The 12,715-nt window shown below is 60.4% G+C and carries 9 protein-coding genes; all 9 read right to left on the reverse strand.

Annotated elements, in window-relative coordinates:
* Positions 1-867, reverse strand: a complete 867-nt coding sequence (locus AGR7B_RS18860) for a carbohydrate ABC transporter permease (protein ID WP_065117167.1) — start codon at positions 865-867, stop codon at positions 1-3.
* 2 nt (positions 868-869) lie between these two features.
* Positions 870-1,940 (reverse strand): ABC transporter ATP-binding protein, encoded by a 1,071-nt coding sequence (locus AGR7B_RS18865; RefSeq protein ID WP_078052183.1) that lies wholly within the window; start codon positions 1,938-1,940, stop codon positions 870-872.
* A gap of 12 nt (positions 1,941-1,952) precedes the next feature.
* Positions 1,953-3,023: an ABC transporter ATP-binding protein gene (locus AGR7B_RS18870; protein ID WP_078052184.1), complete on the reverse strand. Its 1,071-nt coding sequence runs from the start codon at positions 3,021-3,023 to the stop codon at positions 1,953-1,955.
* A 36-nt stretch (positions 3,024-3,059) separates the two neighbouring features.
* A complete protein-coding gene (gene glpD / locus AGR7B_RS18875) occupies positions 3,060-4,583 on the reverse strand; it encodes a glycerol-3-phosphate dehydrogenase (protein WP_080857575.1) in 1,524 nt (507 codons plus the stop codon).
* 108 nt (positions 4,584-4,691) lie between these two features.
* Positions 4,692-5,465 carry a DeoR/GlpR family DNA-binding transcription regulator gene (locus tag AGR7B_RS18880; protein WP_020812079.1) on the reverse strand — a complete coding sequence of 258 codons (774 nt, stop codon included), beginning with the start codon at positions 5,463-5,465 and terminating at the stop codon, positions 4,692-4,694.
* A 140-nt stretch (positions 5,466-5,605) separates the two neighbouring features.
* The gene (gene cysG / locus AGR7B_RS18885) at positions 5,606-7,066 is read right to left on the reverse strand and encodes a siroheme synthase CysG (protein WP_162934200.1); all 1,461 of its coding nucleotides are present in this window, start codon (positions 7,064-7,066) and stop codon (positions 5,606-5,608) included.
* Positions 7,038-9,686, reverse strand: coding sequence for a nitrate reductase (locus AGR7B_RS18890; RefSeq protein ID WP_080857576.1), 2,649 nt, complete (start codon positions 9,684-9,686; stop codon positions 7,038-7,040). The genes cysG and AGR7B_RS18890 overlap by 29 nt, the downstream gene beginning before the upstream one ends.
* A 238-nt stretch (positions 9,687-9,924) precedes the next feature.
* Positions 9,925-10,260: a nitrite reductase small subunit NirD gene (gene nirD / locus AGR7B_RS18895; RefSeq protein ID WP_003519747.1), complete on the reverse strand. Its 336-nt coding sequence runs from the start codon at positions 10,258-10,260 to the stop codon at positions 9,925-9,927.
* 5 nt (positions 10,261-10,265) lie between these two features.
* Positions 10,266-12,713 (reverse strand): nitrite reductase large subunit NirB, encoded by a 2,448-nt coding sequence (nirB, locus tag AGR7B_RS18900; protein ID WP_080857577.1) that lies wholly within the window; start codon positions 12,711-12,713, stop codon positions 10,266-10,268.
* Positions 12,714-12,715 lie beyond the last annotated feature (2 nt).

Raw genomic sequence — 12,715 nt, forward strand, 5'->3', positions numbered from 1 at the left:
TCAAGTCTCCGCGTCGTGGCTGGTCATGACGGTGTAGAACACCCAGGACAGCAGCAGGATGATGAGGAAGTAGATCAGCGACATGGCCGCCGCCGGCCCGAGGTCGAACTGGCCGAGCGCCATCTTCACGAGATCGATGGACAGGAAGGTGGTGGAATTGCCCGGCCCGCCGCCGGTGACGACGAAAGGCTCCGTATAGATCATGAAACTGTCCATGAAGCGCAGCAGGAAGGCAATGAGCAGCACGCGCTTCATCTTCGGCAGCTGGATGAACCGGAATACGGCGAAACGCGATGCCCCATCGATCCTGGCTGCCTGATAATAGGCATCCGGAATGGAGACGAGGCTGGCATAGCACAAAAGCACGACAAGGCTCGTCCAGTGCCAGACATCCATGATGACCACGGTGATCCAAGCATCGACCGGATCATTGACGTAGTTGTAATCGAGCCCGAGCTGATTGGCGTAATAACCGAGCAGGCCGATATCGCTGCGGCCGAAAACCTGCCAGATGGTGCCCACAACATTCCACGGCACCAGCAGCGGCAGCGCCATGGTGACGAGGCAAACCGGCACGCCGATGCCGGATTTCGGCATCTTGAGCGCGATGAAGATGCCGAGCGGAATTTCAATTGCAAGGATAATGCCGGAGAACAACAGGTTGCGCCCCAGCGCATCCCAGAAACGGTCCGAGGCCAGAATTTCCTCGAACCATTGCGTTCCAGCCCAGAAGAACTGGTTGTTGCCGAAGGTGTCCTGCACCGAATAATTCACGACGGTCATCAGCGGAATGACGGCGGAAAAGGCGACCAGCACCAGCACCGGCAGCACCATGAACCATGCCTTGTTGTTCCAGCTCTTTTCCATGGTCAGGCCCCCATCTTTACACGCCACGAGTCGGCGAAGACGCCGATGGCGGCCGGATCGAAGCGAACACCCGCTTCCGCCGGGATTTCCTCGTCTTCGGCAACGACGATCGCGAGTTTCTGGCCGGCGAACCGGGCGCGCACGATCTTCTGCCGGCCGATATCCTCGACCTTGTCGACAGTTATGGGCATGCCGCCCCGTTCCAGCCGGACGAATTCCGGGCGGATGCCGATCTCGATGCGTTGCGCTCCTTCAACCTTTGGCGCACCGGCGAGCGGCACACCAAGCCCGCCGACCATTGCAGTCGCGCCGTCGATACTGGCGGGCAGCACATTCATGCCGGGCGAGCCGATGAAATAACCGACGAAGGTATGTCCCGGCCGTTCGAAAAGCTCAGCCGGCGTGCCGATCTGGACGATCTGCCCGTCATACATGACCACAACCTTATCGGCGAAGGTCAGCGCTTCGGTCTGGTCATGGGTCACATAGACCATGGTGAAACCGGACTGGCGATGCAGCCGTTTCAGCTGCGAGCGCAGCACCCATTTCATATGCGGATCGATCACCGTCAGCGGCTCGTCGAAGAGGATGGCGTTGACATCGGACCGCACCAGCCCCCGCGCCAGCGAAATCTTCTGTTTTTGATCCGCCGTCAGACCACGCGCATGGCGTTTGGCCATGCCGGAAAGATCGGTCATTTCGAGGATTTCCCGCACCCGACGGTCCACCTCGGCCTCCGGCACATGCCGGTTGCGCAGCGGAAAGGCCAGATTGTCATAGACCGTCATCGTGTCGTAGACGACCGGGAACTGGAATACCTGCGCGATATTGCGGTCTTCCGTGGCGAAATCCGTCACGTCGGTTCCGTCAAAGGCGATGCGGCCTTCGGAGGGGCGCAGCAGCCCGGAAATGATGTTGAGCAGCGTGGTTTTGCCGCAGCCGGAAGGGCCGAGCAGCGCATAGGCGCCGCCGTCCTCCCATTCATGATGGACTTCCTTCAGCGCATAGTCGCCGGCAGCCTGCGCCTTTGCGTTATAGGCGTGGCGGATGTGATCGAGCGTGATGCGTGCCATGACCGATCTCCCTCAAGCCGCTTCGCCGATGGCGCGGCCATTCGCGTCAAAGGCCATCAGGTGTTTTGTATCGAGAAACAGCTCTATGTCCCTGTCCGGCTCGATGTCGTGAATGCCATGCGCGAGCATGACCCAGCGCCGGCCCGAAAATTCCACATGCACGAAGCTTTCCGATCCGGCGATTTCCGAAATCAGCGTCCGCGCCCGGATCGACTGCCGGGCCTCGCCCTTCGCCTGCGGGAAAAGATGATGCGGTTGGAACGCAATGGTCAAAGGTCCATCCGGCACGGCGGCAAGATGCGCCGGCACCGCAATCACCGCCTGGTCGGCACGGGTGAATGCACCGCCCGCCTTGATGACCTCGATGGTGTTGAGCGGCGGGTCTGCAAAAATTTCCGCGGTGACGATATCCACCGGACGCCGGTAAACCTCGATGGTACGGCTGAACTGCGTTACCCTGCCCTCGTTGAGCGTTGCGGTATTGCCGCCCAAAAGCAGCGCCTCGGAAGGTTCGGTCGTGGCATAAACGAAGATGGCGCCGGATTCGGCGAAAATGCGCGGCAGTTCCTCGCGCAACTCTTCGCGCAGCTTGTAATCGAGATTGGCCAGCGGCTCATCGAGCAGCACCAGATTGGCGTTCTTGACGATGGCGCGGGCGAGTGCCGTTCGCTGCTGCTGGCCGCCGGAAAGATTGAGCGGCGTGCGGTCGAGATAGGGCGTCAGCTTCAGAAGCTCGGCGGCTTTCCTCACTTCCCTGTCGATGGTCGCCTGGTCCTTGCCGGCAACGCGCATCGGCGAGGCGATGTTTTCGTAAACGCTGAGCGCCGGATAGTTGATGAACTGCTGATAGACCATGGCGACGTTGCGCTTCTGCACCGGCCATCCCGTCACATCTTCGCCATTGAAAAAGATCGAGCCGGCGCTCGGCTTGTCCAGCCCGGCCATCAGCCGCATTAGCGTCGTCTTGCCCGAAAGTGTCGGTCCAAGCAGGACGTTCAGGCTTCCGCGCTGCAACGTCAGATCGGTCGGGTGAATATGATATTCACCGCCAACCATCTTAGAGACGTTTCGCAATTCAAGCATGGTGATCCAAAGCCTCCTCCGCTTTTATCCGGATCGTCAGATTGCCCTTAAGCGCCCACCTGCAATGTCTTCGACATAATCCTCCAGCTCACGCACCTCTTCCGGGGTAAAAAAGAGCCCCTGCTTGGTGCGACGCCACAGAATATCCTCCGCCGTCAGCGCCCATTCCCGCGCCATCAGCCAGCGAACCTCAGCCTCGTAGAGCGTACCGCCGAAATACCGCCCGAGCGCCGCCGCCTCCGTGGCATTGCCGATCAGCACCGCCGCATCCGTTCCGTAGCAGCGCACAAGCCGCTCCGCATGACGCTCTTCAAGAAAGGGGTAACGCGACCGCAGCGCCGAAACTTCCGCGGTGTAGGCCTCGGCACCGAAACTTCCACCCGGCAAATGCGAGCCCGCCGTCCATGGCGCACCCTTTTCACCCAGCGCATCGCCGATTTTTTCAAGAGCATGTTCGGCAAGCCGCCGATAGGTGGTGAGCTTGCCGCCGAAAATATTGAGAAGCGGCGCTTCACCTTCCGCCCCTTCGGTTTTCAGCACATAATCGCGGGTCGCTTCCTGCGCTTTCGATGCCCCGTCATCGAACAGCGGGCGCACACCGGAATAGGTCCAGACGATATCCGCCGGCTCCACCGGTTCAGCGAAATATTCGCTCGCCGCATTGCAAAGATAGCTGATCTCCTCATCGCTGATCTTAACAGCCCGGGGGTCGGCGGTATAGTCGCGATCCGTCGTGCCAATCAGCGTAAAGTCCTGTTCATAGGGAATGGCGAAGATGATCCGTCCGTCCGGATTCTGGAAAAAATAGGCACGCGGATCGGAAAATTTCTTGCGCACGATGATGTGGCTGCCCTGCACCAGGCGGACATTATGGACATTGTTTTTGCCGAATGCCGAGGACAGCACCTTGTCCACCCAGGGACCCGCGGCATTCACCAGCATGCGCGCCCGGTAGGTTTTGGCCTCTCCGGCCGCATTTTTCGTTTCGACATGCCAGAAGGTGCCTTCGCGCCGGGCCGAAACCACCTGCGTGCGGTTGAGGATGAGCGCGCCGCGATTGGCAGCGTCGCGGGCATTCAGCACCACCAGGCGGGCATCGTCCACCCAGCCATCCGAATATTCGAAGGCGCGGGCAAAAATCGGTTTCAAAGGTTTCCCGGCGGGATCGCGGCGCAGATCGAGCGAGCGGGTCGCGGGCAGAAGCTTGCGGCCGCCGAGATGGTCGTAAAGAAACAGCCCGAGACGCACGAGCCAGGCCGGGCGCACGCCACCTTTCTGGAACGGCAGTACGAAGCGCATGGGCCAGATGATGTGCGGCGCCATGGCCCACAGCACCTCACGTTCCATCAGCGCTTCGCGCACCAGACGAAACTCGTAATGTTCGAGATAACGCAAACCGCCATGGATAAGCTTGGTAGCGGCGGACGAGGTGCCGGAGGCGAAATCGTTCATTTCCGCAAGCGCGACGGAATAGCCCCTGCCGGCAGCGTCACGCGCGATGCCGCAGCCATTGATACCGCCGCCGATCACGAAAATATCGTGGATTGCCTCGTCAGACATGGACCCTCCCGCGCTTTCATCGACGCTCTCCTCATCGATATACTGAAAGCACGGACATCTAATTCGAAGATAAAACGAATGTCAAACGAAATTCATGGGCTGTCCCGATCAGGACTCGACCATCTCGGTTTCGATCAACCGGACGTCATGATCGGCACAGATGGACCGGATCGAATCCACCGGACAATGATCGGTAATGAAAGTATGAACCTGGGAAAGATGGCCGATACGAACCGGAGCCGTGCGCTCGAATTTGAGCGAATCCGACACCAGAATGACATGGCGCGCATTGGAGATGATCGCCTGTGCCACCTTGACCTCACGAAAGTCGAAATCCAGCAAAGCGCCATCCTCATCGATGGCCGAAACGCCGATGACCGCAAAATCCACCTTGAACTGGCGGATGAAATCCACCGCCGCCTCACCGACGATACCGCCATCGGAACCGCGCACGACACCGCCGGCAATCACCACCTCGATACCTGGGAAGACACGCAACCTGTTGGCAACATTGATGTTGTTGGTAATGACCATCAACTCGTGATGATCCGCCAGCGCTTCGCCCACGGCTTCGGTGGTCGTGCCGATATTGATGAAGAGTGACGAGTTGTTCGGGATAAGGGCGGCGGCGGCGGCGCCTATCGCCTGCTTTTCGGAAGAGGCTATCGCCCGACGCGCCTCGTATTTGACGTTTTCATTGCCGCTTGGAAAAAGCGCGCCGCCGTGGATGCGGGTTAAAACCCGCGTATCGCAGAGATCGTTCAGATCCTTGCGGATCGTCTGGGGAGTGACGGAGAACCGCGCCGCCAGCTCGTCGACCAGCACCCGCCCGTTCGCTTTCGCCAGCGCAACGATTTCATCCTGACGCGGTGTGAGCAGCATTTCACCCTCCCTCCTCTTTCAATTTTTTCGTTTTATTGAAGAGCGAACGAAAAACCAATGTCAAGGGACGGTTTTGCAGCAGCGATAGTGGCGGGATGAAAACAGGTCGTGAACCCCACGACGCCATTTGACGATATTATTTAGCCGACTTTCTGAATGAGCGGGCTGGAACGGGACATCGCCGAAGACGCGGCACCAAATGCATCGCCGATGCCGATTAGCACCGGTTCGTTTACACCCAGCCTCTCAACGGCCGCAGCCAATTGCGTAAGCGAACCGCACCAGCGCTGTTCGTTTGAGCGACTGACGGAAATCATGATGGCAACGGGCGTTAATGCAGGCATTCCATGGGCAAGCAGGGCAGCTTCGATCTCGGCTGCGGTGCGCCCACCCATGTAAAAGACCGTGGTTACGGAAGGGTCAGACAGCGATTTCCAGTCGATATTCTCCGGCAGCCTTCCCTGTCGGGAATGGCCGGTGATGAAGCGTACCGACTGGGCATGGTCGCGATGGGTCAGGGACACACCCAGGCGCGAGGCCATGGCGCTTGCGGCGGTAATGCCGGGCACGATCTCGACCGGGATATTTTCAGCCTCCAGCGCAGCGATTTCCTCGCCGGCGCGCCCGAAAATCATGGGATCGCCGGATTTCAACCGCACCACCCGTTTGCCGGCCTTGGCGAGACGGATCATCATGTCATTGATATCTTCCTGCCTGCAGCTTTCCCGGCCGCCACGCTTTCCGACCAGCATGCGTTTCGCCTCCCGCCGCGCCAGTTCCAGCACTTCCGCCGAGACGAGATCGTCGAACAGGATGACATCGGCCGCCTGCAAAGCGCGCACCGCTTTCAGTGTCAGCAGTTCGGCATCGCCCGGTCCGGCGCCCACAAGAGTCACAAGGCCGCGCCCCGATCCTGCCCGCGCAGCCTGCATTCCGATATCCGCAACCAGCCGTTCCTCGCTGCCCTCATCCAGCCTTTCGGTAAAAGCCCGATCGACGAATTTTTCCCAGAAAGAGCGCCGCGACGCACCGGGAGCGAGCCGCAGATTGACGCGCTCGCGGATTGTCTGGGCAAGCGCGCCCCAATCCTTCAGCGAAAGCGGCAGCAATGTCTCAATGCGTCGGCGGATAGCCTGCGCCAGAATGGGTGCTGCGCCATCGGTGGAAATAGATACCACCACCGGCGAGCGATTGACGATGGAGCCGAACTGGAACTGGCAGAATTCCGGCTTGTCGATGACATTGACGGGAACGCCGGCCGCGCGCGCGGCATCGTAGAAGCTCGCGGCTTCCGCATCGGTCTCGCAATCCGCCAGAGCCAGTTCCGCGCCGCCGAAGATATCCGGACCCCACGGACGGTCATGCCATCTCAGCATCTGGCTTTTTGCGACAAGCACTGCAAAGCTTTCCGAAAGCCCGCTCTCCTCGCAATAAAGATGCAATTCCGCCCCGCAGGCCAGCAGCAGTTCCGCCTTCCAGGCGGCCCCGTCCGATCCGCCCGCCAGCACCACGCGCTTGCCCTCAAGCCCCCAGAAGACCGGCAACTTGGCTAATCTTTCCATGCGGGCCGGTTCATTCCGCTGCGGTTTTAAGGCATCCATCGATGATCCCCCTGATTTCAGCGCGGCAGGAGCCGCAATTGGTTCCGGCATTCAACGCCTTGCCTATGGCTTCGACGCTGCGGCAGCCTTCGCGGATGGCCGCGGTAATCTGGTTCACTCCGACGTTAAAGCAGGAGCAGACGGTGGCGCCCGGATCGGCGCGGCCGGCACCGGGGCGACCAGCGACCAGCGCAAAACGCATGCGCAGATCCTCATGACGCTCGGCAAGTTGCGAGATCGCCCAGTTGCGGGCGACGGCCACCGGCTGCCTGGCGACGAACAGCGCTGCCAGCAGGATATCGCCGTCGAAGAAGGCGAGGCGCAGGTCGCCCGTCTGCCGGTCACTATAACCCAGCGGCTCGACCCTGGCCTCGATGCCGAAGACCTGTCGCGCCCAGAGTGTCCAGTCCTGCGGCTCCTCGGCAAAGGCGAGCTCCATGCGATAACCGCCATCCGCTTTGGCCGTGGCCCAGTAAGCACAATCCGGTGCATCCGGCCGGACGCGGGAGATGGCGAAACCATAGGCTTTAGCTTCGAAGCGCCTTGCCCTTACTGCCACGTTTTTCGAGGCGGGCTGGCCTGAATATGGGTCCGTCACCGGCGCAACCACAACATCGATGCGCGCCTGCGAGGCGAACTGGTCGTTCCAGTGCATCGGCGCAAACACCGAGCCGCGCGCCTGCCTTTCGCTCACCAGCGCCCGCAGCAGAACCTTGCCATGGGGGCTTTCCAGTTCCACCAGATCGGCGCTTTCTATTCCCAGCGTCTGCGCATCGCGCGGATGAAGCTCGGCGAAAGGTTCGGCGATATGGGCAGTAAGGCGCGCACTTTTGCCCGTGCGGGTCATGGTGTGCCATTGATCGCGGATGCGGCCGGTATTCAGCGTCAGCGGATAATCCGCCGATGTTCTGCCCGTCTCCGGCAGGGTGGTGACAATAAACCGCGCCTTGCCATCGGCATGGTAAAACCGGCCATCGGCGAAAAAGCGGGTAACGACGGCGTCGCCCGGCCCGGCTTTCGGCCATTGAAACGGCGTCATCGCATCGTAGGAATTCCGCTCGACACCGCTGATATCGAAATCGCGACTGCCCGCGTTCTCAAAGCCGGAAAGAGCGGCATGTTCGGCAAAAATCTCCGATGGCTGGCCATAGGCGAAGGCCGTGCCGAAACCCATGCGCCGGCCCACTTCCGCCATTTGCCACCAGTCCGCTTTCGCTTCGCCCGGCACATCGAGAAAACCGCGCTGGCGGGAAATGCGCCGCTCGGAATTGGTGACGGTGCCGTCCTTTTCACCCCAGCCAAGCGATGGCAGAAGCACATGGGCATGGCGGGCCGTATCGGTACTCGCCATGACATCGGACACCACGACGAAAGGACAGGCCTTGATGGCCGCCTCGACGGTACCGGCATCCGGCATGGAAACCACCGGATTGGTCGCCATGATCCACAGCGCCTTGATGCGGCCATCGGCCACGGCCCTGAACATGTCCACCGCCTTCAGGCCGGGTTTTTCCGCAATTGCGGGCGAGACCCAGAAGCGCCGTACGCGGTCGCGATCCTCGGCATTTTCAATGGCCATATGGGCGGCAAGCATGTTGGCCAGCCCGCCGACTTCGCGCCCACCCATGGCATTCGGCTGGCCGGTCAGCGAGAACGGCCCCATGCCCGGCCTGCCGATGCGGCCGGTGGCAAGGTGGCAATTGATGATAGCGTTGACCTTGTCCGTGCCGCTTTCAGACTGGTTGACGCCCTGGCTGTAGCAGGTGACGGTTTTTTCGGTGCGTTCGAACAATTCGTAGAAGGAAATCAGTTCGGCGACTGTCAGGCCGGTGGCTTCGGCGATCTCCGGCAGGCTGTGTCCGGTTGCTGCCTGCATCGCTGCATCAAAACCGAGCGTGTGATTTTCCACATAACCGCGATCGATTGCGGGACTATCAGAAAGATGCGCCAGCAAGCCGGTAAACAGCGCCACATCTCCATCCGGGCGGATGGCGAGGTGCATGTCGGCAATATCGGCGCTCATCGTCCGGCGCGGATCGATAACGACGACTTTCATTTCCGGCCGCGCAGCCTTTGTCGCCGCAAGCCTTTGGTAAAGCACTGGATGGCACCAGGCGAGATTGGAACCGGTGAGGATCACCAGATCGGCAAGCTCCATATCCTCATAGGTGCCCGGCACCGTATCGGCACCGAAGGCACGGCGATGGCCGGCGACGGAAGACGACATGCACAGCCTTGAATTGGTATCGATATTGGCCGAGCCGATGAAACCCTTCATCAGCTTGTTGGCGAGGTAATAATCTTCTGTCAGCAATTGGCCGGAGACGTAAAAGGCAACGGAGTCCGGGCCGTGATCGGCGATGGCTTGAGAAAACCGGGAAGCGACGAGGTCAAGCGCTTCGTCCCATGACGCCCGCCTGCCGGCGATTTCCGGGTGGAGCAGGCGACCGTCGAGGTCGATGGTTTCGGCCAGAGCCGAACCTTTGGAGCACAGCCGTCCGAAATTGGCGGGGTGATCCTGATCGCCTCTGACGGATACCGCGCCATCGTCGTTGACGGTGGCGATGACGCCGCAGCCAACGCCGCAATAGGGACAGGTGGTTTTTGTTTCAACGGGCATGGGTTTGCCCCCTCAGTGGGTGGCGCTTACCCCGCCTCAGTGCGTGGCGGTTACCCCCCTCTGCCCTGCCGGGCATCTCCCCCTCAAGGGGGGAGATCGAAAAGCGGATGGCTCCCCGTTCCCTCTCCACCCGCAATGACGCCAGTTGTGAATGGAAGTTTGTGCCGCGAGTGATCTCCCTCCTTGAGGGGGAGATGTCCGGCAGGACAGAGGGGGGTAACGCCGCCGCCATCGCAATTCACTCCGCCGCAATCATCAGGGTTTCGAGCGCTATCGAAAGCCTCCCATCCAGATTACGCACTGGAATGGTCCGCACCTCGCCCTCATCCGCCCCCAGCGCCTTGCCAGTTTCCAGCGAAATGACCCAATTATGCAAAGGACACGTCACCGAAGCGCCATGCACGATGCCCTGGCTCAGCGGCCCGCCCTTGTGCGGGCAATGGTCCTCGATGGCGAAGACCTGATTTTCCGCCGTGCGGAACACGGCGATCTTGCCCATCGGCGTTTTTACGCAACGCGCGCCGCGAAGGGGAATGTCGGAGATATCGCCAATATCGATCCAGTTGCTGTCCATCGTTCTCACTCCGCCGCCTGATTGAAACCGATCGCCGCCATGGGCCTGAATTCGTGCTTGTCGTGGCCGGATACGCGTTCCGACCAGGGATCGACCTGCGCGAATTTTTGGCTGAAGACGAAGCGATCGAAATAGGCCTTGCGCTTTTCCGCATCGTCCATGATCTGGCGGCGGATTTCGTCGTAACCGATGCGCTTGGCCCATTTGTAAATGCGCTCAAGATAGCGGGCCTGTTCGCGATACATCTGCGTCAGCGCCACGATATGCTCCAGCGCCTCATCCTCGGTTTTGACGAGACCCAGAACTTCCGTGCCCTTGATATCGAGGCCGGCGGCACCGGCGAAATGGATCTCGAAACCGGAATCGACGCAGATCACGCCGATATCCTTGCAGGTCGCCTCCGCGCAGTTGCGCGGACAGCCGGAAACGGCAAGTTTCAGCTTGGCGGGCGTCCACGACCCCCACATGAATTTTTCGATGCGGATGCCAAGGCCGGTGGAATCCTGCGTGCCGAAACGGCACCATTGCTGGCCGACGCAGGTTTTGACCGTGCGCAAACCTTTGGCGTAAGCCTGGCCGGAAATGAAACCAGCCTTGCCGAGATCGGCCCAGACGGCGGGCAAATCCTCCTTCTCGATGCCGAGAAGATCGATGCGCTGGCCGCCCGTCACCTTCACCATCGGGATTTCGAACTTGTCGACCACATCCGCAATCGCCCTCAGTTCGGAGGAAGAGGTGACGCCGCCCCACATGCGGGGCACGACGGAATAGGTGCCGTCCTTCTGGATATTGGCGTGGACGCGCTCATTGATGAAACGCGACTGGTAATCGTCGGCATATTCATCCGGCCAGTCGCAGACGAGGTAATAATTGAGCGCCGGTCGGCATTTGGCGCAGCCGCAGGAGGTCTTCCATTCCAGCTCCTGCATTACGGCCGGGATGGTCTTCAGCCCCTTGGCCTTGATGAGACGGCGCACATCGTCATGGCCAAGATCGGTGCATTTGCACATGGACTGCACGGCAGCGGGATTGTAGCTGTCGCCGAGCGTTATCGTCATCAGCTGCTCGACAAGGCCTGTGCAATTGCCGCAGGAGGCGGACGCCTTGGTGTGGGCGCGCACATCGTCCAGCGATGTCAGCCCCTTGGACGTGATGGCCGATGTGATCTTGCCCTTGCAGACGCCGTTGCAGCCGCAGATTTCCGCATCATCCGGCAAGGCTGCAACGGCCGCCATAGGGTCCAGCGGCGACCCTCCCTGATAGGCCTGGCCGAAAATCAGGGTTTCGCGCATGGCGGAAATATCGGTCGATTTCTTCATCAGATCGAAGAACCACGAGCCGTCCGCCGTCTCGCCGTAAAGCACCGCGCCGATGATGCGGTTTTCCTTGAGGATCAGGCGCTTATAGACACCGGCGGTGGCATCGCGCAGCACGATTTCCTCGCGGTCGTCGCCTTCGGCGAAATCACCGGCGGAAAACAGGTTGATGCCGGTGACCTTCAGCTTGGTATTGGTGACAGAGCCGTGATATTCGGCCGAGCCGCCACACAGCCGGTCCGCCAGCACGCGGGCGGATTCATAAAGCGGCGCAACGAGGCCATAACACATGCCACGATGCTCGGCGCATTCGCCGAGCGCATAGATCGAGGCGTCGGACGTCATCATGCCGTCATCCACCACGATGCCGCGATTGACGGCGATACCAGCCTCCTTGGCGAGGCCCGAGGCAGGACGGATGCCGACCGCCATCACAACCATGTCGCCCTTGATGACGCGGCCATCTTCCAGCTCGATGCCCTCGACCTTCTCCTCACCCAGAATGCATTTGGTATTGGCCTTGGTGATGATGTCGATGCCGCGCTCGTTAAGCGCCTTTTCGAGAAGATAGGCCGCTGCCGGATCGAGCTGACGCTCCATGATCGTCGGCATCAGGTGGATGACGGTAACGTCCATGCCCTGGCGCTTGAGGCCATAGGCGGCTTCCAGCCCGAGAAGACCGGCGCCGATGACGATGGCGCGGCCCTTGCCCTCGGCGATTTCCAGCATCTTCGTCACATCGTCGAGATCGCGGTAGGCAAGCACGCCCGGCAATTGGTGGCCGGGAACCGGAATGATGAAAGGCAACGAACCGGTGGCGATCACCAGCTTGTCGTAGGAAACCGTGATGCCGTTTTCGCTGGTCACGGTCTTTCTGTCGCGGTCGATGCCGGTGACCTTCGCGCCCTTATGCAGCGTGACATTGTTAGCCGCATACCATTCGTCATTGTGGATGACGATGTCTTCATAGCTCTTTTCGCCAGAAAGCACCGGCGAGAGCATGATGCGGTCGTAATTGACGCGCGGCTCGGCGTTGAAAATGGTGACGTCGTAGAGGCCGGGAGCGGTTTCGAACAGGTTTTCCAGCATGCGTCCCGGCGCCATGCCATTGCCGATGATGACGAGTTTTTGCGTCATGG

The organism is Agrobacterium deltaense RV3, assembly GCF_900013505.1.
Taxonomy (GTDB): Bacteria; Pseudomonadota; Alphaproteobacteria; order Rhizobiales; family Rhizobiaceae; genus Agrobacterium; species Agrobacterium leguminum.

What these genes read in the sequence shown, in the direction of transcription:
- AGR7B_RS18860 (WP_065117167.1), bottom strand. Translation starts at nt 867, where the DNA reads ATGGAAAAGAGCTGGAACAACAAGGCATGGTTCATGGTGCTGCCGGTG.
- AGR7B_RS18865 (WP_078052183.1), bottom strand. Translation starts at nt 1,940, where the DNA reads ATGGCACGCATCACGCTCGATCACATCCGCCACGCCTATAACGCAAAG.
- AGR7B_RS18870 (WP_078052184.1), bottom strand. Translation starts at nt 3,023, where the DNA reads ATGCTTGAATTGCGAAACGTCTCTAAGATGGTTGGCGGTGAATATCAT.
- glpD (WP_080857575.1), bottom strand. Translation starts at nt 4,583, where the DNA reads ATGTCTGACGAGGCAATCCACGATATTTTCGTGATCGGCGGCGGTATC.
- AGR7B_RS18880 (WP_020812079.1), bottom strand. Translation starts at nt 5,465, where the DNA reads ATGCTGCTCACACCGCGTCAGGATGAAATCGTTGCGCTGGCGAAAGCG.
- cysG (WP_162934200.1), bottom strand. Translation starts at nt 7,066, where the DNA reads ATGGATGCCTTAAAACCGCAGCGGAATGAACCGGCCCGCATGGAAAGA.
- AGR7B_RS18890 (WP_080857576.1), bottom strand. Translation starts at nt 9,686, where the DNA reads ATGCCCGTTGAAACAAAAACCACCTGTCCCTATTGCGGCGTTGGCTGC.
- nirD (WP_003519747.1), bottom strand. Translation starts at nt 10,260, where the DNA reads ATGGACAGCAACTGGATCGATATTGGCGATATCTCCGACATTCCCCTT.
- nirB (WP_080857577.1), bottom strand. Translation starts at nt 12,713, where the DNA reads ATGACGCAAAAACTCGTCATCATCGGCAATGGCATGGCGCCGGGACGC.